This window comes from Actinacidiphila sp. bgisy144 (assembly GCF_057708105.1).
In genome coordinates, this window is the sequence record NZ_JBYIRM010000009.1 from 186,771 (window position 1) to 210,831 (window position 24,061).

The window sequence follows — 24,061 nt, forward strand, 5'->3', positions numbered from 1 at the left end:
CAGTCTGCTACCCCCCGAAAAGCGTAAACGGGGAGCGGCCGGCTTTTCTTCCAGTCGGACCTCTTGCCGGCCCTGGCGCCGCCGTCGGTACCGGCCGCGGCGACATCTACGACCCTATAGCACGTGCATTCGATTTCCGGGCTTCCGCTACCCGTTTCACCCGATCGTGTGGCGCCCGCGGCCCCGTTGCCGCAGGCCCTACGCTGGTGCCCATGGCGTATACGGGAGAGGTCACGGTCGGCGGCAAGCCCGACGTGCACGAACTGGAAGACCTGATCATCACGAAGATCGCGGTCGGCCCCATGAACAACAACGCGTACCTGCTGCGCAGCCGGGCCACCGGCGAGCAGCTGCTCATCGACGCGGCCGACGACGCGGGGGCCCTGCTGGAGGCCGTCGGCTCCGATGGTCTCACCTCCGTGGTCACCACCCACCAGCACGGCGACCACTGGCAGGCGCTCCAGGACGTGGTGACGGCCACCGGCGCGGCCACGTACGCCGGGCGCGAGGACGCCCCGGGCATCCCCGTCCCCACCGGCACCCTGCTCGACGACGGCGACACCATCCCGCTGGGCCCGCTGCGCCTGACCGTCCGGCACCTGGTGGGCCACACCCCCGGCAGCATCGCGGTGATCTACGACGACCCGCACGGCCACCCGCACGTGTTCACCGGCGACTGCCTGTTCCCCGGCGGCGTGGGCAACACGCACGACGACCCGGCCGCCTTCACCAGCCTGCTGGACGGAGTGTCGGCGAAGCTCTTCGACGCGCTCCCGGACGAGACCTGGGTCTACCCCGGCCACGGCAGCGACACGACCATCGGCGCCGAGCGCCCGCACCTCGCGGAGTGGCGCGAGCGCGGCTGGTAGGCAGCGCCGGTCACCCTCATCGCGGCCGGGGCCCCGTCAGGTACGGGCCCCGGCCGCGCCGCTCAGCGCCCCCGGCGCATCCGCGCGCCGATCTCGCCCTCGTCCGTCTCCCACCAGGGGCGGGTCGTCGCCGGCACCTCGGCCGCCGCCGCGGCCACGGGAGCGGCGGAGGCAGCGGGGCCGACGGGATCAGTGGGAGGGGCCGCCTGCGGGACCGCGGGCGCCGCCACGGGCGCGGGCGCGGTCCGCGCGGCCTCGCGGTCCAGGGCCGCGTCGAGCGCCGCGGTCCGGTCCCGCTCGGCCCGCCACCACTCCAGGAACACCAGCAGCAGGAACGGCAGCCCGACGAGTTCGGCCAGCGCCAGCATGAGGCCGCCGCCGAGCATCTGGTCCCGCCGCACCGACGGCCCCCAGTCGCGGCCGTGCGCGTGGTACCAGTTCCCGGCCACGAGGGTGCCGCTGGTCATCACGACGATCCCCGGCACCGAGTCGAAGAGCCCGTCGAGGAAGACCAGCAGCGCGCGCACCGGGTGGCTGCACCAGCGCGGCAGCATCTCCTGGCGGCTGAGCATCGGCAGCACGAACAGGCAGCCGGTGAGCAGCAGTTGCAGGTGCATCAGCTGCCGTACCGCGTCGTTCGCCAGCGAGTGCGCGAAGTACGGCGTGAAGTAGATGGTCAGTTCGGAGACGAGCACCAGCACCGAGCTGATCAGCGGGTAGGTCAGCGCGCGCACCGGGCGGGAGGAGAACGCGCGGTGCAGCCGCCCGCCGGGGGCGGCCAGGCCGATCGGGTCGCCGAGCGCGAGGCCGAGCGGCGCGAACAGGTCGAGCAGGATGTTCTGCACCGCGGCCGGCCAGAACAGCACCCGGTTGTAGACCGCCAGCGCCGACATGGTCGCGAAGACCACGGTGCCCAGGCCGAAGACGTAGAACAGCGCGGCCCGCCACAGCGGCCAGCGGCCGCCGGACGCGAGCCTGCGCCGTACGCCGTAGCCGTATGCCAGGGCGAGCAGGAGGACGGCGGCCAGCGCGACGCCGTCGAGGTGCCAGGTGCCCAGGAAGCGGCTCCCGGTCAGCTCGGGCAGTGCCTGGAAGCCGGGTGCGGCTGCCGTGGTCGCCACATCTGCGCCTTTCGCGGGGTCCGGGACCGACGCTGACACGCTAGTCCCCGGCCGGACGCGGCCCGACGCAGGGGGGCGGGTGCGGGCGGCTGTGTCGCGGCTTCCGTAGCGCTCCCCGGGGGCTGCGGCACGGGCCCGTCAGAGGTCCGGGCCGCGTTCGCGGACCTGCCGGCCCGTCTCCCGTCCGCCCTGGTCAGCGCCACTGTCGACGGGACCCTGACGGGACTGCTCCCCCACGGTCGGCGCCCCCGCCGGGACCCCTCGGCGGCCGGCGAGCAGGCTCGTGGCGGTCGTCACCGCGAGCACCGCCAGGATCACCCCCAGGGAGACGGGGACGGAGATCTGCGGCACCTGCGCCCCGGTTTCGTGCAGGGCGTGCAGCAGCAGCTTGACGCCGATGAAGCCCAGGATCACCGACAGCCCGTACGACAGGTGCACCAGGCGCCCCAGCAGCCCGCCGATGAGGAAGTACAGCTGGCGCAGGCCCATGAGCGCGAAGGCGTTGGCGGTGAAGACGATGTACGGGTCCTGGGTGAGGCCGAAGATCGCCGGGATCGAGTCGAGCGCGAAGAGCACGTCGGTGCTGCCGATGGCGAGCATCACCACGAGCATCGGGGTCATCAGCCGCTGCCCGTTCTCGGTGACGAACAGCAGCGTGCCGTGGTAGCGGCTGGTCGACGGAACGCGCCTGCGCACCGCCCTGAGCAGCTTGTTCTCCTCGAACTCCCCCTCACCCGCGGGCGGTCCCGCGATCGCCTCCCGGACCAGCTTCCAGGCGGTCCACACCAGGAAGGCGCCGAAGACGAAGAACACCCAGGAGAAGGCGGCCACGATCGTCGCGCCCGCCGCGATGAACACCGCGCGCAGCAGCAGCGCGATGAGCACGCCGACCAGCAGGACCCGCTGCTGGTAGGGCGAGGGCACCGAGAACCTCGCCATGATCAGCACGAAGACGAAGAGGTTGTCGACGCTGAGCGCCTTCTCGGTGACGTAGCCGGCCAGGAACTCCCCGGCCGGGGCGGCGCCGCCGAGGAGCAGCAGCCCGACGCCGAACAGCGCGGCGAGCACGACCCAGACCGCGGTCCAGACCCCGGCCTCGCGGACGGACACGTCATGGGGGGTGCGGCCGATGAGGAAGTCGGCGCCGATGAGGGCGATCAGTCCGGCGATGGTGAGCGACCAGACGGTGAGGGAAACATCCACGGGGGTCTCTCTCCGGCGGTCTCGGTCGGTCAAGCGACCTTACCCGAATCACCAAGAGACGGTAAAGACCGCCGCCGGGGCGAGGCCGCGCCCCGCCCCGCCCCGCCGGGCACCCTCACATGCCGTATGCCGGGCGCGCCGCCGCCAGCTTGTGCAGCACCTGCGCCACCACCTGGCTGCCCGGCGGCACCAGCGCCGGTTCGTACGTCCACGCGTGGCCCACCCACGGGTCGGCGAGGTGGTCGCTGGGCAGCGGGGTCAGCCGCAGCATCGAGCGCCACAGCGGGTCCAGCACCGGCCCGTACGCGGAGGCGTCGTCCCGGTCGGCGACCAGCAGCAGGTGGACGCCCGCGGCGGGCCCCTCGTCGGCGAGGTAGCGCAGCTGGTTGACCGCCCGGTCGTCGAAGCCGTACGGGAACTCGTTGACGATCAGGAGCTGCTCGGCCTGGTCGAAGCCGGGCGGCAGGGCGTCGGCCGCGCCGCCGCGCATGGCCATGTGGAGCAGGTCGACCCGCGCGGTGAGGCGGCCGAGCACCTCGCTGACGCCCGCGGCGCCCGCGGCCGGCGGCGGCAGCACCAGGGCGCCGCCGGCGTACAGCGGGGCGAGCGCGCCCGAGGCCGAACCGGCCGGGTCCAGCGCCTGCATCGCGAAGCCGCCGGCCGGGTGGCAGGCGGTCAGCCGGGCGGCGATCGCCACGGCGACCTCCAGCGCCTTCCCGCGGTCCTCGGCGCTGTCGACCCACAGGCCGCGCTCCAGCGGCAGCCGGACCAGCAGCGGGATGTCCAACTCGGGCGCCTCGGGCACGGTCAGGCCGCCGAGCCGCACCGCGATCGCCGGGCGCCCCGGCACCTCGTAGGCGTGCCAGGCCGGGTTCTCCCAGCCGGCGAAGGCGGGCGGCAGCGCGGGATCGACCACCTCGGCCTCGGCGGCGAGCTGGGCGAGGTCGCGGTCGAGGACCGCCCGCGCCTGGTCGATCAGCGCGACCCGCTTGGTCATCGCCTGGTCCCGGGCGGCCTCGGCCTGCGCGCCGCCGCGGGTGCGCGGATCGGCCAGGAGCGCGTCCAACTCCTGGTCGTAGCGGGACTGCGCGAAGTCCTCGGCGCTGCGGTAGGCGGCGACGGTGCGGGCCAGGTCCTCGAACATGCCCCAGATCTGGTTGTGCAGCCGCTCCTCCATGCTCCAGCCGCCTGCGTCCCCGGCGACGGGGGCGGGCGGGCCGGTGGGAGCGGCGGCCGGGGCGGGCTGTGCGGCCGGGGCGGAGGCCGCGGGCGGCTGCGGTGGGAGCGGCGGGGCGGCGGCCGGGGACGCGGGGGCCTGGGCGTCCTGGGCGGCCTCGGTGTCCTGGGCGGCCGGACGGCGGCGCGGGTGGCGGTAGTCGACCGGGCCGGACCGCGCGGGCTCACCGGGCGCCGGGACGGCCGGCGGGGCGGCGGGCGCTATGGGGGCGTCCACCGAACGGGACTGCTCGCGGTCGACCGCCGCATGGATCTCGTCCGCGACGGTACGGGCGTCGGGCACACCCTGGTCGAGCAGCAGCGCGGGCAGCCCGCCGTCGTACCCCTGGCCGACCGCGCGGACCTTCCACGCGCCCTGCCGCCGGTACAGCTCCACGGCGAGCAGGGCCGTCTCGCTGCCGAGGCCGGTGAGGGTGCAGCCGGCGATGGCGGTGCCGTCGGGGGTGGTGACGGCCACGTGCGGGGCGGGCGCGGCACCGAAGTTCGCCGGGGCGCCGGCCCGGCCGGCCGGCAGGGCCAGCAGGATGTGCACCCGGTGCACCTGCTGCGGCATGGCGCCCAGGTCCACGGCGAGGCGGTGCTCGGCGGCAGCCTGCCGCGGCACCTCCACGCCGGGCAACTGCGGCGCGCCGGGGTGGGCCAGCCACTCCCGGCCGGCGGTGGGGTCGGCGCCGTCCGGCCCGACGGCGCGGCCGTGCTCGTCCCCCAGGGTGACCGCGGCCACCACCGGGGTCCCTGCCGACACCCGGATCTCCAGCCGGTTGCCGGGCAGCGGGTGGTTCTGCCCCCGGACCAGTTCGGCCGTCATGCCAGCCGCCCCCTGCTTTTCGTTGTCGTGCCGGTCGTCCGCGCACCGCGGCCCGGTGCTCCGGGGCGCGGCGCGCGGTGTTGCGCCTAGAGGGCGGGAAGGATCGCCGGGATCAGGTCCTGGAACGTCCGGCCGTTCGCCGCGGTGCCGATCGCGGTCATCGACCAGCCGCTCGCGCCGCGCTGCACCTTGGCCATGATCTGCGCGGTGTACGGGCCGCCGCCGGTGAGGGTGTAGCGGGCCAGCTCCTGGCCGTTGGTCTCGTCCACCAGGCGGCAGAACGCGTTCTGCACCTCGGCGAAGGTCTGGCCGGTGAAGGAGTTCACGGTGAAGACGATCTGGTCGACGTGCACCGGGACCCGCTGGAGGTCGACGATGATCGACTCGTCGTCGCCGCCCTGGCCCGCGCCGCCGACGAGATTGTCGCCGGTGTGTCGGACCGAGCCGTCGTCGCTGGTCAGGTGGCGGAAGAACACCACGTCGACCGGCTGCTTGTCGGCGAAGAGGACCGCGGAGGCGTCGAGGTCGATCTCACGGGTGCGGCTGCCGAACAGGCCCCGGCGCGGCGCGGCCTGCCAGCCCAGCCCCATCCTGACCGCGGTCAGCGTCCCCCCGTCAGCCTTGCTCAGGCTGATCTTCTGCCCCTTGGTCATGTTGACCGTCACGCGCTGTCCCCTCTCGCCCGTTGTGTTCGTATCGGTTGGTCCGCGGCTCTGGCACGGAAAGTCGTGTCCGCACCCTAACAAGACGCCGCCGGACCGTATCCCGGTTCGTCGCCGTGGGATTCCGTTTGCCCGCCGGCGCCGCTGCGGCACAACACGGGTGGCCGGGGCCGGTGTTGCCGCGGTTACGCGATCCCCGCCTCCCGCATCTGCCGCAGCTCCTTCTTCAGGTCGCCGAGCTCGTCCCGCAGGCGGGCGGCGACCTCGAACTTCAACTCGCCGGCCGCGGTGTGCATCTGCTCGGTCAGCTCGGCGATGAGGTCGGCCAGCTCCTCGGCGGGCAGCGCGGCCGCCGTCCGCTTCCCGCCGGACTTCGCCCCCAGCGCCGGCACCGGCGCCTTGCCGCGCGAGCGCTGCCGCCCGGAGCCGAGCAGCTCCTGGGTGTCGGCCTCCTCCCGGGCGTAGGCGTCCAGGATGCCGGCGATCTTCTTGCGCAGCGGCTGCGGGTCGATGCCGCGCTCGGTGTTGTACGCGATCTGCTTCTCCCGGCGGCGGTTGGTCTCGTCGATCGCCTTCTCCATCGCCGGGGTGATCCGGTCGGCGTACATGTGCACCTGGCCGGAGACGTTGCGGGCGGCGCGGCCGATGGTCTGGATCAGGGAGGTGCCCGAGCGCAGGAAGCCCTCCTTGTCCGCGTCGAGGATCGCCACCAGCGACACCTCGGGCAGGTCCAGGCCCTCCCGCAGCAGGTTGATGCCCACCAGGACGTCGAACTCGCCGGCCCGCAGCTCCTGGAGCAGCTCCATCCGGCGCAGGGTGTCGATGTCGCTGTGCAGGTACCGCACCTGCACGCCCAGCTCCAGCAGGTAGTCGGTGAGGTCCTCGGCCATCTTCTTGGTGAGGGTGGTGACCAGGACCCGCTCGTCCTTCTCGGCGCGCACCCGGATCTCGTGCACCAGGTCGTCGATCTGGCCCTCGGTGGGCTTGACCACGACCTCGGGGTCGATCAGCCCGGTCGGCCGGATGATCTGCTCCACCACGCCGTCGCCGCGGGAGAGTTCGTACGGCCCGGGGGTCGCCGACAGGTAGACCTTCTGGCCGACCCGGGTCAGGAACTCCTCCCACTTCAGCGGGCGGTTGTCCAGCGCGGAGGGCAGCCGGAAGCCGTGGTCGACGAGGGTGCGCTTGCGGGACGCGTCGCCTTCGTACATCGCGCCGATCTGCGGCACCGTGTTGTGCGACTCGTCGACGACCAGCAGGAAGTCCTCGGGGAAGTAGTCGATGAGGGTGTCCGGCGCGGAGCCGGGGCCGCGGCCGTCGATGTGCCGCGAGTAGTTCTCGATGCCGGAGCAGGTGCCGATCTGGCGCATCATCTCGATGTCGTAGGTGGTGCGCATCCGCAGCCGCTGGGCCTCGAGGAGCTTGCCCTGCCTCTCCAGCAGCGCGAGCTGGTCGGCGAGCTCCGCCTCGATCCCGGCGATGGCCCGCTCCATCCGCTCGGGTCCCGCCACGTAGTGCGTCGCGGGGAAGACGTACACCTGCTCGTCCTCGGTGATCACCTCGCCGGTGAGCGGGTGCAGGGTGTACAGCGCCTCGATCTCGTCGCCGAACATCTCGATGCGGACCGCGAGCTGTTCGTAGACCGGGAAGATCTCGACGGTGTCGCCGCGGACCCGGAAGGTGCCGCGGGTGAACGCCAGGTCGTTGCGCGTGTACTGGATGTCGACGAACTTGCGCAGCAGCTGGTCGCGGTCGATCACGTCGCCGACCTTGAGCCGGACCATGCGGTCGATGTACTCCTGCGGGGTGCCCAGGCCGTAGATGCAGGAGACGGAGGCGACCACGACGACGTCCCGGCGGGTGAGCAGCGAGTTCGTCGCCGAGTGGCGCAGCCGCTCCACTTCCTCGTTGATCGACGAGTCCTTCTCGATGTACGTGTCCGTCTGCGGGACGTACGCCTCCGGCTGGTAGTAGTCGTAGTAGGAGACGAAGTACTCGACCGCGTTGTTCGGCAGGAGCTCGCGGAACTCGTTGGCGAGCTGGGCGGCCAGCGTCTTGTTCGGCGCCATCACCAGGGTGGGGCGCTGGAGCCGCTCGATCATCCACGCGGTGGTCGCCGACTTGCCCGTGCCGGTCGCGCCGAGCAGCACCACGTCCTGCTCGCCGGCGCGGATACGGCGTTCGAGGTCGTCGATCGCCGCCGGCTGGTCGCCGCTGGGCTGGTAGGGACTGACGACCTCGAAAGGCGCCACAGTGCGTTCGATGTCTGAAACGGGCCGCATGACACCACCGTACGGCTCCCCTGTGACAATCGGCGCCGCGCTCGCCCCGGCCCACCCCGCGGACCGCTTCTGACCTGCGGTTTCGCGGCGGCAGGGGGCGTTCGGGGGGCGTTGTCGGACCCCGGGTCTACCGTGGTGGGCATGGACGAGGTGGCGTGGGTGGTGAAGGAGACGGCGGTGGGGCCGCTGATGGCCGCGTGCAGCGGTCAGGGGCTGGTGCTGGTGGCGTTCCGGGCCGGTCCGCGGACGGTGGCGCGGCAGGTGGCCGCGCTGGAGCGGCGGCTGGGGTGCCCGGTGGTGGAGGACCCGGTGCGCACGGCGCCGGTCTCCGAGCAGTTGGACGCGTACTTCGCGGGGGAGCTGAGGCGGTTCGACCTGCCGCTGGACTGGTCGCTGACCGCGGGGTTCAACCGGCGGGTGCTGCGCGAGCTGGCCACGGGCGTGCCGTACGGGACGGTGGTGGGGTATCAGCACCTGGCCGACCGGGTCGGCGAGCCGGGCGCGGCCCGGGCGGTCGGCGCGGCGATGGGCGCGAACCCGCTGCCGGTGGTCGTGCCCTGCCACCGGGTGGTGGAGAGCGGCGGCGGGATAGGCGGCTTCGGCGGAGGTCTGGAGATCAAGCGGACGCTGCTGGCGCTGGAGGGGGTGCTCCCGGCCCCGCTGTTCTGACGGGGCTCCGGTGTTCCCAGGGAACGGGCCGCGCCGCTGCTCCGGCCGGTCGGCGCCGGCGCGCTACTCCCCCGAGGTGCGCGGGTCGGGGATCTGGGGGTGCCCGGCGGCCCGGGGCAGCTCGACCGGCGCGGGCGCGGGTACGTCCGCCCCGGTCCCGCCGCCGGCCTCGGCCGTGGGCTCCGGCTCCTCCTTTGCGCTCTCGGCCTTCGTGCCGTCGCTGCCGGCGGCCTCGCCGGTGCCGGCCGCCGCCCGGTCGAAGAAGCGCAGCATCTCCACCGGGAACGGCATGACGAGCGTGGAGTTCTTTTCCGCGGCGACCTCCACCACGGTCTGCAGCAGCCGCAGTTGCAGGGCGGAGGGGTTGGCGTCCATGGTCTTCGCGGCCTGGGAGAGCTTCTGCGACGCCTGGAGTTCGCCGTCGGCGGTGATGATGCGGGCCCGCCGCTCCCGGTCTGCCTCGGCCTGCCGGGCCATGGACCGCTTCATGGACTCCGGCAGCGCCACGTCCTTGATCTCGACCCGGTCGATGTGCACGCCCCACCCGGTGGCGGGGGTGGCCAGCATCAGCTCCAGGCCCTCGTGCAGGCGCTCCCGGCCGGAGAGCAGGTCGTCCAGCTCGCTCTTGCCGATGATGGACCGCAGCGAGGTCTGCGCGACCTGGAGCATCGCGAACTGGTAGTTCTGCACGTCCACGGTGGCCCGGACCGGGTCGACCACCCGGAAGTACAGCACCGCGTCGACCCGTACCGACACGTTGTCGCGGGTGATGCCGTCCTGCGCGGGCACCGGCAGCGTGATGACCTGCATGTTGACCTTCGTCATACGGTCCACGAAGGGCACCAGCATCCGCGGGCCGGGCTGCTTCGGCAGGGCGCTGACCCGGCCGAAGCGGTAGACCACCCCGCGTTCGTACTGCTTGACCACCTTGACGCTGCTCTTCAGACCGATCAGGCCGACAACGACGAGGATGATCACGAGGACGACGACGGCTTCCATGCCCGGGCCCCTTCTCGAGGTCGGTTCGCGGATCAGTTCGCGTCGAAGCGGGCGGCTGCCAGGTAGTCGGGGCGCGGGTCGAGCGCGGCGGCGAGCCGGAAGTGTCGCTGGGCTTCGGCGGAGCGGTTGGCGCGCTCCAGGGTACGGGCCAGCGCGAAGTGTGCGAAGGCGTTGTCCGGTTCCCGTTCCAGAACAATCTGGAACTCCAGCTCGGCCGGGCGCAGTTGGGCCGCGGCGAAGAACGCGCGGGCCCGCAGCAGCCGGGCCGCGGTGTTCTCCGGGTGCGCGGCGACCAGGGGGTCGAGCAGTTTGACGGCGCCGCGCGGGTCGCGGGCGGAGAGCAGTTGCTCCGCGGCGCGGTAGTCGATGACAAAGGTTTCCGGGGACCGCTCGTGCAAGGCCGCCTCCCTGGAACTCGGGCACGGGGACGACTGATCGTCTGGACAGACATACCCAACACGACCGGCGGCAACCGCATTCCCGGTCCGGCCGGCCCCGGCGCGGCCCCGCCCTCGGCCCGCCCCGGGGTGCTGCTACTCCCCCGCCGCGGCCGCCCGTGCCCGCAGCTGCTCCCACACCTTCCGCACCTGCGGTTCGAGGTCCGCCAGCGGGCCGTCGTTGTCGATGACGAGGTCCGCGATGGCCAGCCGTTCCTCCCGTGCGGCCTGCGCGGCCATCCGGGAGCGGGCTTCCGGCTCGGCCATGCCGCGCTGCCGTACCAGCCGGTCGAGTTGGGTGGCGGGGGCGGCGTCCACGACGACGATCAGGTCGTAGCGCGGGGCGAGGCCGTTCTCGGTGAGCAGGGGCACGTCGTGCACCACGATCGCGTCCGGCCCGGCGGCCTGCTGGAGTGCGGCGGAGCGCTCGGCGACCAGCGGGTGCACGATCGCGTTGAGCGCCTTGAGGCGGTCGGCGTCGGCGAAGACGATCGCGCCGAGCCTGGGGCGGTCCAGGGTGCCGTCGGCGCGCAGCACGTCCGGCCCGAACTCCGCGACGACGGCGGCCAGTCCGGGGGTGCCCGGCTCCACCACCTCGCGGGCGATACGGTCGGCGTCCACCACTGTCGCGCCGTACGACCCCAGCAGGCGGGTCACTTCGCTCTTGCCGGCACCGATGCCGCCGGTCAGCCCCACGTTCAGCATGGCAGCAGCCTAGGCCCTGCCGTTCGGCAGGCCCCGGCGGGTCCGGCGGGGCGGTGCGGGCGCCCCGACGGGGTGTCAGCGGGCGTCAGCGGCCGTCGTCTTCGCGGTCGGCGAGGAACCGCTCGAACTCGGCGGCCAGGTCGTCGGCGGTGGGCAGGTCGACCGGCTCGGCGATCAGGCTCTCCCGGCTCTGCGAGCCGGTCACCGCGTCGTACTGGCTCTCCAGGCCCCGCACGACGGAGACGAGTTCGCTGTCTCCCTCGGCGACCTGGCGGTCGATCTCGACGCGGACGGTGTGGGCCTCGCGGCGCAGCGCGTGCGCGACGTCGGGCAGCACCAGGCCGGTGGCGCCGGTGACGGCCTCCAGGACGGCGAGCGCGGCGTCCGGGTAGGGCGAGCGCGCCAGGTAGTGCGGCACGTGGGCGGCGACGCCCAGGACGTCCCGTCCGGCCTCGGCGAGCCGCAGCTCGACCAGGCTGGCGGCGCTGCCGGGGACCTGCGCCTCCTCGAACCAGGCGCGGTGGCCGGGCACCAGGTCCACCCGGTTGCCGTGCGGGGTCAGGCCGACCGGGCGGGTGTGCGGGACGCCCATCGGGATGCCGTGGAAGTTGATGGCCAGGCGCACCCCGAGCCGCTCGACGACCTGGAGCACGGCGGCGCTGAAGCGCTCCCATTCCACGTCCGGTTCGGAGCCGGTGAGCAGCAGGAACGGCGTGCCGGTGGTGTCCCGCACCAGGTACAGGTCGATGCAGGGCGCTTCGTACGACGACCAGTGGTCGCTTTCGAAGGTCATCAGGGGGCGGCGGGCCCGGTAGTCGACCAGCCGGTCGGCGTCGAAGCGCACGACGAGTTGGTTGTCGAGCCGGTCCAGCAGGTGCTGGGCGATCTGCTGGCCGGTCTCGCCGGCGTCCATGTACCCCTCGAAGTAGTAGAGCAGGACGGGTCCGGTGTCGCCGACCGCTTCGTCAACGGCTTCGGCACCGCCCGGTACGTACTCGTAAAGCCCCTGCGGATCGGCCACGATGATCGTCCTCCCTTGCTCCTCGTGAGCGACAACGAACCGTATCCGCCCGCCATTCCCGCCCGCGCGCCCCGAACCCGTTTTCCGGCCGGTGCACAGGTGTTCACCCCGGGTGTCCGCCCGCCGGAAAGGCGGTGGGCCCGCCCCTCTCCGAGGAGAGGAACGGGCCCACCGGGGAACCTGGAGCGGGGAGCGTCAGCTCTGGCCGCCCGCCAGCTTCTCGCGCAGCGCGGCGAGCGCCTCGTCGGAGGCGAGGGCGCCGCTGTTGTCGTCGGACTCCGAGGAGTACGAACCGCCACCGCCACCGCCGGAGGCCGCCGCCTGGGAGGCGGAACCGGCCTCGGCCGCCGCCTGCTCGTCGGCCTCGCGGGACTTGATGACCTGCGCCTGGTGCTGCTCGAAGCGGGCCTGGGCCGTGGCGTACTGGCCCTCCCACTCCTCGCGCTGCTTGTCGTACCCCTCGAGCCAGTCGTTGGTCTCGGGGTCGAAGCCCTCGGGGTAGATGTAGTTGCCCTGGTCGTCGTAGGACGCGGCCATGCCGTACAGGGTCGGGTCGAACTCGACCGAGGCCGGGTCGGCACCGAAGGACTCGTTGGCCTGCTTGAGGGACAGCGAGATCCGGCGGCGCTCCAGGTCGATGTCGATGACCTTGACGAAGATCTCGTCGTTGACCTGGACGACCTGCTCGGGGATCTCCACGTGGCGCTCGGCCAGCTCGGAGATGTGCACCAGGCCCTCGATGCCCTCGTCCACGCGGACGAACGCACCGAACGGAACGAGCTTGGTGACCTTGCCGGGCACGACCTGCCCGATCTGGTGGGTCCGGGCGAACTGCTGCCACGGGTCTTCCTGGGTCGCCTTCAGCGACAGGGAGACGCGCTCGCGGTCCATGTCGACGTCCAGGACCTCGACCGTGACCTCCTGGCCGACCTCGACGACCTCGGAGGGGTGGTCGATGTGCTTCCAGGACAGCTCGGAGACGTGCACCAGGCCGTCGACCCCGCCGAGGTCCACGAACGCACCGAAGTTGACGATCGAGGAGACGACGCCGGAGCGCACCTGGCCCTTCTGGAGGGTGGTGAGGAAGGTCTGGCGGACCTCGCTCTGGGTCTGCTCCAGCCAGGCGCGGCGGGACAGGACCACGTTGTTGCGGTTCTTGTCCAGCTCGATGATCTTCGCCTCGAGCTCCTTGCCGACGTACGGCTGGAGGTCGCGGACCCGGCGCATCTCGACGAGCGACGCGGGCAGGAAGCCGCGCAGGCCGATGTCGAGGATGAGGCCGCCCTTGACGACCTCGATGACGGTACCGGTGACGATGCCGTCCTCTTCCTTGATCTTCTCGATGGTGCCCCAGGCACGCTCGTACTGGGCGCGCTTCTTCGAGAGGATCAGGCGGCCTTCCTTGTCCTCCTTCTGGAGGACCAGGGCCTCGATCTCGTCGCCGACGGCAACGACCTCGTTGGGGTCGACGTCGTGCTTGATCGACAGCTCGCGGGAGGGGATGACGCCCTCGGTCTTGTAACCGATGTCGAGCAGGACCTCGTCCCGGTCGACCTTCACGATGACGCCGTCGACGATGTCGCCGTCGTTGAAGTACTTGATCGTCTCGTCGATCGCGGCGAGGAAGGCTTCCTCGTTGCCAATGTCGTTGACCGCCACCTGCGGGGTGGTACGAGGGGCCTCGGTGCTGCTCGTCATTAGGGAAAGGACTCCGGTACGGACAGTAAGTCGTAGGTACTGCTACGCCGGGAACCTTTTTCAAGCTGTCGCCCCCACCATGTGAGGGCCCGTGGCCGCTGGGCCGAGGGTTCTGCAACAGTTCGAGCGTGGCCTGCTCCGTCTGAGGCGCGCAGGCTCGCAGCGCAACTTGTAGCATACGGGGGCAGCCGGGCACGGTCAATGCGCGAAGAGGCACAGCAGGCGCATAACGGACCCGACCGACGCAAACCCGCCACCTGCCGGTCCTCTGAGAGAGTACGACGACTGCCGCGATGATCCAAGGACCCGAGATCCAGGGACCCGAACCCGAAGCGACCCGGCGCACCGCGGGCAGCACGGAGAGCAGCCGGGCGAACCGCCGCTGGTGGGACCGCAACGCCGACGACTACCAGCGCGAGCACGGCGACTTCCTCGGCGACGGCCGCTTCGTGTGGGGCCCGGAGGGCCTGGACGAGGCCGAGGCCGCGCTGCTCGGCCCGGCCGCCGGCCTGAAGGGCCTGGACGTGCTGGAGGTCGGCGCGGGCGCCGCCCAGTGCTCCCGCTGGCTGGCCGCCCGCGGCGCCCGGCCGGTCGCGCTCGACCTGTCCCACCGCCAGCTCCAGCACGCCCGCCGCATCGACCTGGAGGCGGGGGATGCAGTTGCAGACGGCCCCGCCGCGGCGGCCCCGGCCGCAGCGCCCGCCCTGGTGCAGGCCGACGCGGGCGCGCTGCCCTTCGCCGACGCCTCCTTCGACCTGGTCTGCTCCGCCTACGGCGCGCTGCCCTTCATCGCCGACACCGCCCGCGTGCACCGCGAGGTGGCCCGGGTGCTGCGGCCCGGCGGCCGCTGGGTGTTCTCCGTGACGCACCCGGTGCGCTGGGCCTTCCCCGACGAGCCGGGCCCCGAGGGCCTGACCGCCGTCGCCTCCTACTTCGACCGCACCCCCTACGTCGAGCAGGACGATCGGGGGCTGGCCGTCTACGTCGAGCACCACCGCACCCTGGGCGACCGGGTGCGGGAGATCACCGCCGCCGGGCTGCGCCTGGTCGACCTGGTCGAACCCGAGTGGCCGGACTGGAACGGGCAGGAGTGGGGCGGCTGGTCCCCGCTGCGCGGGCGGCTGCTGCCGGGCACCGCGGTCTTCGTCTGCCTCGCGCCGTGATCCGGCCGCGGCCCGAGGGCCTGGCCCTGCCGGTCGCGACGGTCGTGCCCGCGCTGCTGGCCGCGCTGCGGGAGCGGGGCCGCGCGGTGCTGGCCGCGCCGCCCGGCACCGGCAAGACCACGCTCGTCCCGCTGCTGCTGGCCGCGGAGTCCACCGGCCGGGTGCTGGTGGCCGAGCCGCGGCGGATGGCCGCGCGGGCCGCCGCCCGGCGGATGGCGTGGCTGCTGGGCGAGGAGGTCGGCGGCACCGTCGGCTTCACGGTGCGCGGCGAGCGGCGGGTGTCGGCGGCGACCGCGGTGGAAGTGGTCACCACCGGAGTGCTGCTCCAGCGGCTGCAACGCGACCCGGAACTGGCCGGGGTCGGCACGGTGATGCTCGACGAGTGCCACGAACGGCACCTCGACGCCGACACCGCGACGGCCTTCCTGCTGGACGTACGCTCCGTGCTGCGCCCGGAACTGCGGCTGCTGGCGGCGTCCGCCACGACCGACACGGCGGCGTGGGCGGAACTGCTGGACGGCCCGGTGATCGAGGCCGAGGGGGTCCTGCACCCGGTCGCGGTGCGGTGGGCGCCGCCGCCCCGCCCGCCGCGGCCCCCGCACAGCGGTGGTCCGTCCGCCGCGAGCAGGGGCCGGGTGGACCCGGCGCTGCTGGAGCACGTGGCCGCCACGGTGCGGCGGGCGCTGCGCGAGCAGGACGGCGACGTGCTGTGCTTCCTGCCCGGCGCGGGCGAGATCGCCCGGGTCGCCGGGATGCTCGGCACCGACGGGCCGACCGAGGTGCTCCAGGTGTACGGCCGCGCGCCCGCCGCCGTACAGGACGCGGCGCTGCGGCCCGGGGAGCGCCGCCGGGTGCTGCTGGCCACCTCCGTGGCCGAGTCGAGCCTGACCGTGCCCGGGGTGCGGGTCGTGGTCGACTGCGGGCTGGCCCGGGAGCCGCGGATGGACCACGCCCGCGGCCTGGGCACCCTGACCACGGTGCGGGTCTCCCGCGCCGCCGCCGAGCAGCGGGCCGGCCGCGCCGGGCGGGAGGCGCCCGGCACCGTCTACCGCTGCTGGGCCGAGGCCGAGCACGCCCGGCTGCCGCGGCTGCCCGCGCCCGAGATCGCGCTGGCCGACCTGACCGCGTTCGCGCTCCAGGCCGCCTGCTGGGGTGCGCCGGACGCCGAGGGGCTCGCCCTGCTCGACGCTCCCCCGCCCGGCGCGCTCGCCGCGGCCCGCGCCACCCTGCACGGGCTCGGCGCCGTGGACGGTGCCGGCCGCGCCACCGACCGCGGCCGGCGGCTCGCCCTGCTCGGGCTGCACCCCCGGCTGGGCCGCGCCCTGCTGGACGCCGCCCCCGAGGCGGGCGCCGCGCGGGCCGCGGAGGTCACCGCCCTGCTGTCCGAGGAACTCCCCGGCTCCTACGGCTCCGACCTGACCGCCGCCTGGCACCGGGCCGGCCGCGGCGGCGACCCCTATGCCCGGCGCTGGCGCGCCGAGGCCCGCCGCCTTGAGGCCGCCCTGCGCTCCGCACTGCCGCGCGGCGGCCAGGCGGCCGACCCGCCCGCGGGCGGCGGGCGGCTGTCCGACGACGCGGTGGCCGGGCTGGTCGCCGCGCTGGCGTTTCCCGAACGGGTCGCGCGGCGCCGCGGCCCGGGCGCCTACCTCATGGCCGGCGGTACCGCGGCCGAGGTCGGCGGCGGCATCGGCGAGGCGGAGTGGGTCGCCGTCGCGGTCGCCGACCGGGGCGCGGGCCGGGCCGGTGCGCGGGTGCGGGTCGCGGCCGTCATCGACGAGGGCATCGCCCGGCAGGCGGCGGGCGGCGTCCTGGAGTCGTACGAGGAGGTGCGGTGGCGCGACGGCGACGTGGTCGCGCGCCGCGTGGAACGGCTGGGCGCGATCGAGTTGGGCACCGCGCCGCTGCGCCGCCCCGAGCCGTCCTTGCTGCGGGCCGCGCTCCTGGAGGGGCTGCGGGCCGAGGGCACGGGGCTGCTGCGCTGGTCGCGCGAGGCGGCGGGCCTGCGGCAGCGGATGGCGTTCGCGCACCGGGTGCTGGGCGGGACGTGGCCGGACGTGGCCGAACAGGCCCTGCTGGAGCGGGCACCGGAGTGGCTGGGCCCCGAGCTGGCCGCCGCCCGGCGCCGCGCCGACCTCGAACGCGCCGACGCCGGGGCGGCGTTGCAGCGGCTGCTGCCCTGGGCGACCGGCGAGGCGGCGCGCTTCGCCGAGCTGGTGCCCGAGCGGATCGCGGTGCCGACCGGGTCGAAGATCCGCGTCGACTACAGCGGTGAGCAGCCCGTACTGGCGGTCAAGCTCCAGGAGTTGTTCGGACTGCGGCAGACCCCGCAGGTGGCCGGGGTGCCGGTGCTGGTGCACCTGCTGTCCCCGGCCGGGCGGCCGGCCGCGGTCACGGCCGACCTCGCGTCCTTCTGGCGCGAGGGGTACCGGGCGGTGCGGGCGGAGTTGCGCGGGCGCTACCCGCGCCACTCCTGGCCGCAGGACCCGACGGCGGCGCCGCCCACCCGGCGCTGAGGAGCCGCGCCCGCGGTACGAGCCCAGCGCGCCTCACACTGACGCCTTACGAGCCGGCCGCTTACGGGTCGGCGGCTTACGAGCTGAGTGCTGCGCCCGTGGCCGTGCCCGCCGTGTCGGTGGGGTCGGGGGTCGCCGAGGGGGAGGTACCGTCCGAGCTGCCGGAGTCGTCGCTGCCGCACGTGGGGTCGGGCGTGGGCGAGTCGGTCGGCGAGTCGGTCGGGCTCGCGGTGGCGGAGTCCGTCGGCGTCGGGGTGTCCGTGGTGCAGCCCGGGTCCGTCGGGGTGCTGCTGGTGGGCGGCGTGGTGGGCGAGGTCGACGGGTCGCTGCTGGTGGGCGGGGTGGTGGACGCGCCGCCGCTCGGGCTGGTCGTCGGGCTGGAGGACGCCGGGGAGCTGGGTGCCACGGTGCCGCTGACGCTCTTCGTCGGGGACGGCGACGGCGAGGCGGTGCCCGAGGCGGACGGCGTCGGGGTGGCCGTCTTGCTCGGGGAGGGCGTCGGGGACGTCGACGGGCTGAGCGCGGGGCTGGCCGAACCCGACCGGTCCGGCACCGTGACGGTGCCGCCCTGCCGGAAGTGCTCGTACCAGGCCATCACCAGGTTCAGGTAGTCCTGCGAGTGGTTGTAGCCGAGGATCGCCCGGTCCATGTCGGCGGGCACCGCCAGGTCCCGGCCGTCGGCGCACAGGTAGTGCGCGGCGGCGAGCGCCGCGTCGTAGATGTTGTTCGGGTCGCTCACCCCGTCGCCGTTGCCGTCCGCACCCCAGGTGCGCCAGGTGGACGGGATGAACTGCATCGGCCCGACGGCCCGGTCGTGCACCGCGTCCCCGTCGTACTTGCCGTTGTCGGTGTCGGAGATGTTCGCGAAGCCGTCGCCGTTGAGCACCGGGCCGAGGATCGGCTTGTACGTGGTGCCGTTGGCGTCGACCGCGCCGCCGCGGGCCTGCCCCGACTCCACCTGGCCGATCGCGGCGAGCAGTTGCCACGGCAGGTGGCAGCCCGGGTCGGACTCCGCGACCGACGCCTGCGCGCGCTGGTAGGCCGCGAGCACCGTCGTCGGCAGGCTCGCGCCGCCGGACACCGTCACGTCCGTGTCCGTGCCGGTGCCGGTGGGCGAGGCGACCGGGCCCTGCGGGCTGCTCAGCGGCGGGAGTTCGGTGACGTACGGGGAGTCGCCGTCGATCGAGCCGTCCGGAGTGGTGCTCGCCTGGGACTGCTGCTGGTCCTGCGCGGCGGCATGGGCGACCTGGATCAGGCCGGGGGCCTGCGAGGCGCCCAGCGCCGCCATGGCCGCGGCGGCCACCACGGTGCCCGCCGCTCCCCTACGAACCCTCTTGCTGGTGCCGAAGCGCCGCGCTGCCATATCGGCGTCCCTCCCCGAAAGCGATATGTGAGCCTGTCCCGGCTCCACAACTCGCACGACCCTACGGCAACTTCAGCCCCGCGACCATGGCCCGTCGGTGAATCCACAGCGTCCGGGAGCTGTCGTGCGGTGTGCTCCCGGACCCGCGAGGCCCCTTCCGGCGGCCCCCATCCCGGGCGCCCCCGGGCGCCCCGGCCGCCCCCGGCCGCTTCCCCCTAGTGCGCGGCCGACTCCCAGTCCGGGCCCGAGCCCACGGAGACGTCCAGCGGCGCACGCAGCGGGTACGCGGTGGACATCTCGTGCCGCACCAGCGCCTCCACCTGCTCGCGTTCGCCCGGAGCGACCTCCACCACGATTTCGTCGTGCACCTGGAGCAGCATGCGCGAGGCCAACTGCCGGTCGGTGAGGGCCTGGTCGACCCGGAGCATCGCGATCTTGACGATGTCCGCGGCCGACCCCTGGATCGGCGCGTTCAGCGCCATGCGCTCGGCCATCTCCCGGCGCTGCCGGTTGTCGCTGTTGAGGTCGGGCAGATAGCGGCGGCGGCCGAGCAGCGTCTCGGTGTACCCGGTGCCGCGGGCCTCCTCCACCGCGCGGCGCAGATAGTCCCGCACCCCGCCGAACCGCTCGAAGTACGTCTCCATCAGCGCCCGCGCCTCGGCCGCCTCGATCCCGAGCTGCTGGGACAGCCCGAACGCCGACAGCCCGTACGCCAACCCGTACGACATCGCCTTGATCTTGCGGCGCATCTCGGCGTCGACCTTGTCGCGCGGCACCGAGAAGACCTGCGAGCCGACCGTGGTGTGCAGGTCCTCGCCGGAGGTGAACGCCGCGATCAGCCCGTCGTCCTCCGACAGGTGCGCCATCACCCGCAGTTCGATCTGGCTGTAGTCGGCCGTCAGCAGCGAGTCGTACCCCTCGCCGACGACGAAGCCCCGGCGGATCGCCCGGCCCTCGTCGGTACGCACCGGCACGTTCTGCAGATTGGGGTCCGTGGAGGACAGCCGGCCGGTCGCCGCGACGATCTGGCTGAACGTGGTGTGGATACGGCCCTCGGGCGCGATCGTCTTGACCAGGCCCTCGACGGTGACCCGCAGCTTCGCCTGCTCCCGGTGGCGCAGCATGATCACCGGCAGCTCGTGGTCGGTCTGCCCGGCCAGCCACGCCAGCGCGTCGGCGTCGGTGGTGTAACCGGTCTTCGTCTTCTTCGTCCTGGGCAGGCCCAGCTCGCCGAAGAGCACCTCCTGGAGCTGCTTGGGCGAGCCGAGGTTGAACTCGTGGCCCACCGAGGCGTGCGCCTCCTCGACCGCGTGCCGCACCGCGGCGGCGAACTGCTGCTCCAGCCCCTCCAGATGGGCCCGGTCCGCGGCGATCCCGGCCCGCTCCATCTTCGCCAGCAGCGCCGACGTCGGCAGCTCCACATCCCGCAGCAGCTCCGCGGCGCCCACCTCCGGCAGCCGCTGCCCGAACACCTCGCCCAGGTCCAGCACGGTCCGCGCCTGCACCATCAGCGCCTCGGCGGCGGCCGACTCCCCGTCGTCCTCCTCGCCGAACGCCAACTGGCCGCCGTCCGAGGCAGCCGGTGCCAGCTCACGGCCCAGATACTCCACCGACAGCACGTCCAGCGCGAACGACCGGCGGCCCGGCTTGATCAGATACGCCGCCAGCGCCGTGTCCATCCCGACACCCGCCAGCTGCCAGCCGTGCTCGGCGAAGACCCGCATCGCGTTCTTCGCGTTGTGCACCACCTTGGGGCGCGCCGGATCGGCCAGCCACTGCGCGAACGCCTTCTCGTCCGCCCCGTCCAACTGCGCCGGGTCGAACCACGCCGCGTCCTCCCCCGCCGCCAGCGCGAGTTGGCTGACCGCACCGGACCCCAGCGCCCAGGTGTCCACGCTCGCCAGCCCCACCGGGCCCCCGGCGTGCCCCTCCAACCAGCCCGGCAGCTCACCCGCCGACAGCACCACACCCTCGACCGCCACCCCCTCGGCGATCTCCGCCTCCTCCGCGGCCGCGCCCGGGTCGGCCGCGAACAGCCGCTCCCGGAAGTTCGGGTTGCGGAACTCCAGCGCGTCCAGCACCTGGCCGAGCGACTCGCGGTCGTACGGCTCCCGGCCCAACCCGTCCGCGCTCGCCGGCAGCGCCACGTCCCGCACCATCTCGGTCAGCCGCCGGTTCAGCTTCACCGCGTCCAGGTGGGCCCGCAGGTTCTCGCCCGCCTTGCCCTTCACCTCGTCCACCCGCGCGCACAGCTCCGCGAACGAGCCGAACTGCATGATCCACTTGGCCGCGGTCTTCTCGCCGACACCGGGAATGCCCGGCAGGTTGTCCGACGGGTCGCCGCGCAGCGCCGCGAAGTCCGGGTACTGCGCGGGGGTCAGGCCGTACCGCTCCTCGACCTTCGCCGGGGTGTAGCGGGTCAGCTCCGAGACGCCCTTCGTCGGATACAGCACCGTGACGTGGTCCGAGACGAGCTGGAAGGCGTCCCGGTCACCGGTGACGATCAGCACCTCGTAACCCAGCGCCTCCGCCTGCGTGGCCAAGGTGGCGATGATGTCGTCGGCCTCGAAGCCCTCCACCGCGAAGCGCGGCACCACCATCGCGTCCAGCAGCTCCCCGATCAGCGCGACCTGCGAGCTGAACTCGTCGGGCGTCTTCGAACGGGTCGCCTTGTACTCCGGGTACTCGTCGAACCGCCAGGTCTTGCGGGACACGTCGAACGCCACCGCCAGATGCGTGGGCTGCTCGTCGCGCAGCGTGTTCGCCAGCATCGACGCGAACCCGTACACCGCGTTCGTCGGCTGCCCCGTGACCGTGTTGAAGTTCTCCACGGGCAGCGCGTAGAACGCCCGGTACGCCAGCGAATGCCCATCGAGCAGCATCAGCCGCGGTCGGTCGGTCGTCGTCTTCGATCCGGATACTTTCTCAGCCACATCCCGATCCTCCCACGCCCCACCGACAGACTTGCCGCTCCGCGGGCGGAGCGGCGGCGAACGGCAGGTGGGAGGATGGGGTCATGGCGAAGAAGCCCCCTGGTGGTGACCCCGTACAGGACGCGCCGGATGTCGGTGCGCCCAAGCACGCTGCCGCGGGGCTGACCGCGGTCGCGAAGAGCATGAGGATCGCCGACGCGCAGATGGGCGCGCGGCGGACCGCACTGACCTTGCTGAAGGTCAACCAGAAGAACGGCTTCGACTGCCCGGGCTGCGCGTGGCCCGAGGGCGAGCGCCGCCACACGTTCGAGTTCTGCGAGAACGGCGCCAAGGCCGTCGCGGAGGAGGCGACGCTGCGCCGGGTCACCCCGGACTTCTTCGCCGCCCACCCCGTCTCGGAGCTGGCGCGCCGCAGCGGCTACTGGCTCGGCCAGCAGGGCCGGATCACCCAGCCGATGTACCTGCCCGAAGGCGCCGACCACTACGAAGCGGTCCCCTGGGAGCGGGCGTTCGAGATCATCGCCGGCGAACTGACCGCCCTGGACAGCCCCGACGAGGCCGTCTTCTACACCTCAGGCCGCACCAGCAACGAAGCCGCCTTCCTCTTCCAGCTCTTCGCCCGCGCCTACGGCACCAACAACCTCCCCGACTGCTCCAACATGTGCCACGAGTCCTCCGGCTCCGCACTGACCGAGACCCTCGGCGTCGGCAAGGGCAGCGTGCTCCTGGAAGACCTGCACCGCGCCGAACTCATCATCGTCGCCGGCCAGAACCCCGGCACCAACCACCCGCGGATGCTCTCCGCACTGGAGAAGGCGAAGCACGGCGGCGCCCGCATCGTCACCGTCAACCCGCTCGCCGAAGCCGGCACCGAACGCTTCAAGAACCCGCAGACCGCCACCGGACTGGCCGGGCGCGGCACCGCGCTGTCCGACCTGCACCTGCCCATCCGGCTCGGCGGCGACCAGGCCCTCTTCCGCGCCCTGGGCCGCCTCCTGATCGAGGACGACGCCCTCGACCACGACTTCATCGCCACCCACACCCACGGCTACCAGGAGTACGAAGCCGCCGCCCGCGCCGCCGACTGGGCCGAGGTCGAACGCGCCACCGGCCTGACCCGCGCCGAGATCGAGGAACTGCACACCCTCGTACGCGGCGCCAGGAGCGTCGTCGTGTGCTGGGCCATGGGCCTGACCCAGCACAAGCACGCCGTCCCCACCATCCGCGAGGTCGTCAACTTCCTGCTGCTCGGCGGCAACGTCGGCCGCCCCGGCGCCGGCGTCTGCCCCGTCCGCGGCCACTCCAACGTCCAGGGCGACCGCACCATGGGCATCTTCGAACGCCCCGCGCCCGCCTTCCTCGACTCCCTGGAACGGGAGTTCGGCTTCGCGCCGCCCCGCCACCACGGCTACGACGTCGTCCGCGCCATCCGCGCCCTGCGCGACGGCACCGCCAAGGTCTTCCTCGCCATGGGCGGCAACTTCGTCGCCGCCTCCCCCGACACCGACGTCACCGAAGCGGCCGTCCGCAACGCCCGGTTGACCGTCCACGTCTCCACCAAACTCAACCGCTCGCACACCGTCACCGGCGCCCGCGCGCTGATCCTGCCCACCCTCGGCCGCACCGAGAAGGACCGGCAGGTCGGCGGCGACCAGTTCGTCACCGTCGAGGACTCCATGGGCATGGTGCACGCCTCCCGCGGCAACCTGCCCCCCGCCTCACCCCAGCTGCTCTCCGAACCGGCCATCGTCAGCCGCCTCGCCCGCGCGGTGCTCGGCCCCCGGCACGGCATCCCCTGGGCCGACTTCGAAGCCGACTACGACCAGATCCGCGACCGCATCTCCCGCGTCGTCCCCGGCTTCGACGACTTCAACACCCGCGTCCGCCGCCCCGGCGGCTTCACCCTGCCGCACGCGCCGCGCGACAGCCGCACCTTCCCCACCGCCACCGGCAAGGCCAACTTCACCGCCGCGCCCCTGGAGTACCCCGAGGTCCCCGCCGGGCGGCTGCTGCTCCAGACACTGCGCTCGCACGACCAGTACAACACCACCATCTACGGCCTCGACGACCGCTACCGCGGCATCCGGAACGGCCGCCGCGTCGTCCTCGTCCACCCCGACGACGCCGCCGCGGCCGGCCTCGCCGACGGCGACTACGCCGACCTCGTCGGCGAGTGGACCGACGGCACCGAACGCCGCGCCGACGGCTTCCGCGTCGTGCACTACCCCACCCCCCGCGGGTGCGCCGCCGCGTACTACCCCGAGACCAATGTGCTGGTCCCGCTCGACCACACCGCCGACACCAGCAACACCCCGGCGTCGAAGTCCGTGGTGATCCGGCTCGAACCGCACCGGCCGGACCGGCCCTGACCCCCGGCGG

17 protein-coding genes are annotated in these 24,061 nt (G+C 73.4%); 5 read left to right on the forward strand and 12 right to left on the reverse strand.

Annotated features, from left to right (window positions below; translation table 11 throughout):
- The first annotated feature begins 212 nt into the window (after nt 1–212).
- Complete coding sequence (locus AC3EVP_RS13630) at nt 213–869, forward strand: MBL fold metallo-hydrolase (protein WP_335973549.1); 657 nt, start codon at nt 213–215, stop codon at nt 867–869.
- 62 nt (nt 870–931) lie between these two features.
- Here AC3EVP_RS13630 and AC3EVP_RS13635 read toward each other — a convergent pair whose 3' ends face one another.
- The 5 genes from AC3EVP_RS13635 to uvrB form a co-directional block, all read right to left on the reverse strand.
- Nucleotides 932–1,990 carry a cytochrome c oxidase assembly protein gene (locus AC3EVP_RS13635; RefSeq protein ID WP_435129735.1) on the reverse strand — a complete coding sequence of 353 codons (1,059 nt, stop codon included), beginning with the start codon at nt 1,988–1,990 and terminating at the stop codon, nt 932–934.
- A 138-nt stretch (nt 1,991–2,128) separates the two neighbouring features.
- Complete coding sequence (locus tag AC3EVP_RS13640; protein WP_435129738.1) at nt 2,129–3,193, reverse strand: TerC family protein; 1,065 nt, start codon at nt 3,191–3,193, stop codon at nt 2,129–2,131.
- Nucleotides 3,194–3,308: 115 nt separating this feature from the next.
- Nucleotides 3,309–5,237, reverse strand: a complete 1,929-nt coding sequence (locus AC3EVP_RS13645) for a TerD family protein (RefSeq protein WP_435129741.1) — start codon at nt 5,235–5,237, stop codon at nt 3,309–3,311.
- 86 nt (nt 5,238–5,323) lie between these two features.
- Nucleotides 5,324–5,902, reverse strand: coding sequence for a TerD family protein (locus AC3EVP_RS13650; RefSeq protein WP_335973561.1), 579 nt, complete (start codon nt 5,900–5,902; stop codon nt 5,324–5,326).
- A gap of 182 nt (nt 5,903–6,084) precedes the next feature.
- Nucleotides 6,085–8,181: an excinuclease ABC subunit UvrB gene (gene uvrB, locus AC3EVP_RS13655; protein WP_335973564.1), complete on the reverse strand. Its 2,097-nt coding sequence runs from the start codon at nt 8,179–8,181 to the stop codon at nt 6,085–6,087.
- Nucleotides 8,182–8,322: 141 nt separating this feature from the next.
- Here uvrB and AC3EVP_RS13660 point away from each other — a divergent pair, with 141 nt between their 5' ends.
- Nucleotides 8,323–8,850: a methylated-DNA--[protein]-cysteine S-methyltransferase gene (locus tag AC3EVP_RS13660; RefSeq protein ID WP_435129745.1), complete on the forward strand. Its 528-nt coding sequence runs from the start codon at nt 8,323–8,325 to the stop codon at nt 8,848–8,850.
- Nucleotides 8,851–8,913: 63 nt separating this feature from the next.
- On the opposite strand, the gene AC3EVP_RS13665 is transcribed toward AC3EVP_RS13660, so the two are convergent.
- The 5 genes from AC3EVP_RS13665 to rpsA form a co-directional block, all read right to left on the reverse strand.
- Nucleotides 8,914–9,849: a slipin family protein gene (locus AC3EVP_RS13665; protein ID WP_435129748.1), complete on the reverse strand. Its 936-nt coding sequence runs from the start codon at nt 9,847–9,849 to the stop codon at nt 8,914–8,916.
- A 32-nt stretch (nt 9,850–9,881) separates the two neighbouring features.
- A complete protein-coding gene (locus AC3EVP_RS13670) occupies nt 9,882–10,247 on the reverse strand; it encodes a tetratricopeptide repeat protein (RefSeq protein WP_335973576.1) in 366 nt (121 codons plus the stop codon).
- 135 nt (nt 10,248–10,382) lie between these two features.
- Nucleotides 10,383–10,991, reverse strand: a complete 609-nt coding sequence (gene coaE, locus AC3EVP_RS13675) for a dephospho-CoA kinase (protein ID WP_435129751.1) — start codon at nt 10,989–10,991, stop codon at nt 10,383–10,385.
- 85 nt (nt 10,992–11,076) lie between these two features.
- On the reverse strand, nt 11,077–12,012 hold the full coding sequence (locus tag AC3EVP_RS13680; RefSeq protein WP_335973584.1) for a PAC2 family protein: 936 nt from the start codon (nt 12,010–12,012) through the stop codon (nt 11,077–11,079).
- Between the two features lie 195 nt (nt 12,013–12,207).
- A complete protein-coding gene (rpsA, locus tag AC3EVP_RS13685) occupies nt 12,208–13,710 on the reverse strand; it encodes a 30S ribosomal protein S1 (RefSeq protein WP_335973589.1) in 1,503 nt (500 codons plus the stop codon).
- 293 nt (nt 13,711–14,003) lie between these two features.
- Between rpsA and AC3EVP_RS13690 the strand changes: the two genes are divergently transcribed.
- Complete coding sequence (locus tag AC3EVP_RS13690) at nt 14,004–14,873, forward strand: class I SAM-dependent methyltransferase (RefSeq protein ID WP_435129755.1); 870 nt, start codon at nt 14,004–14,006, stop codon at nt 14,871–14,873.
- Nucleotides 14,870–17,386, forward strand: a complete 2,517-nt coding sequence (gene hrpB / locus AC3EVP_RS13695) for an ATP-dependent helicase HrpB (protein WP_435129758.1) — start codon at nt 14,870–14,872, stop codon at nt 17,384–17,386. Before AC3EVP_RS13690 ends, hrpB begins: the two co-directional genes overlap by 4 nt.
- A gap of 76 nt (nt 17,387–17,462) precedes the next feature.
- On the opposite strand, the gene AC3EVP_RS13700 is transcribed toward hrpB, so the two are convergent.
- Together AC3EVP_RS13700 and polA are read right to left on the reverse strand one after the other, a co-directional pair.
- The gene (locus tag AC3EVP_RS13700; protein WP_435129761.1) at nt 17,463–18,749 is read right to left on the reverse strand and encodes a lytic transglycosylase domain-containing protein; all 1,287 of its coding nucleotides are present in this window, start codon (nt 18,747–18,749) and stop codon (nt 17,463–17,465) included.
- 215 nt (nt 18,750–18,964) lie between these two features.
- Complete coding sequence (gene polA / locus AC3EVP_RS13705) at nt 18,965–21,631, reverse strand: DNA polymerase I (RefSeq protein ID WP_435129817.1); 2,667 nt, start codon at nt 21,629–21,631, stop codon at nt 18,965–18,967.
- A 134-nt stretch (nt 21,632–21,765) separates the two neighbouring features.
- Here polA and AC3EVP_RS13710 point away from each other — a divergent pair, with 134 nt between their 5' ends.
- A complete protein-coding gene (locus AC3EVP_RS13710; protein ID WP_435129764.1) occupies nt 21,766–24,051 on the forward strand; it encodes an FdhF/YdeP family oxidoreductase in 2,286 nt (761 codons plus the stop codon).
- Nucleotides 24,052–24,061 lie beyond the last annotated feature (10 nt).

What these genes read in the sequence shown, in the direction of transcription:
- AC3EVP_RS13630 (WP_335973549.1), top strand. Translation starts at nt 213, where the DNA reads ATGGCGTATACGGGAGAGGTCACGGTCGGCGGCAAGCCCGACGTGCAC.
- AC3EVP_RS13645 (WP_435129741.1), bottom strand. Translation starts at nt 5,237, where the DNA reads ATGACGGCCGAACTGGTCCGGGGGCAGAACCACCCGCTGCCCGGCAAC.
- uvrB (WP_335973564.1), bottom strand. Translation starts at nt 8,181, where the DNA reads ATGCGGCCCGTTTCAGACATCGAACGCACTGTGGCGCCTTTCGAGGTC.
- AC3EVP_RS13660 (WP_435129745.1), top strand. Translation starts at nt 8,323, where the DNA reads ATGGACGAGGTGGCGTGGGTGGTGAAGGAGACGGCGGTGGGGCCGCTG.
- AC3EVP_RS13665 (WP_435129748.1), bottom strand. Translation starts at nt 9,849, where the DNA reads ATGGAAGCCGTCGTCGTCCTCGTGATCATCCTCGTCGTTGTCGGCCTG.
- coaE (WP_435129751.1), bottom strand. Translation starts at nt 10,991, where the DNA reads ATGCTGAACGTGGGGCTGACCGGCGGCATCGGTGCCGGCAAGAGCGAA.
- rpsA (WP_335973589.1), bottom strand. Translation starts at nt 13,710, where the DNA reads ATGACGAGCAGCACCGAGGCCCCTCGTACCACCCCGCAGGTGGCGGTC.
- AC3EVP_RS13690 (WP_435129755.1), top strand. Translation starts at nt 14,004, where the DNA reads ATGATCCAAGGACCCGAGATCCAGGGACCCGAACCCGAAGCGACCCGG.
- AC3EVP_RS13700 (WP_435129761.1), bottom strand. Translation starts at nt 18,749, where the DNA reads ATGGCAGCGCGGCGCTTCGGCACCAGCAAGAGGGTTCGTAGGGGAGCG.
- polA (WP_435129817.1), bottom strand. Translation starts at nt 21,631, where the DNA reads ATGCTGCTCGATGGGCATTCGCTGGCGTACCGGGCGTTCTACGCGCTG.
- AC3EVP_RS13710 (WP_435129764.1), top strand. Translation starts at nt 21,766, where the DNA reads ATGGCGAAGAAGCCCCCTGGTGGTGACCCCGTACAGGACGCGCCGGAT.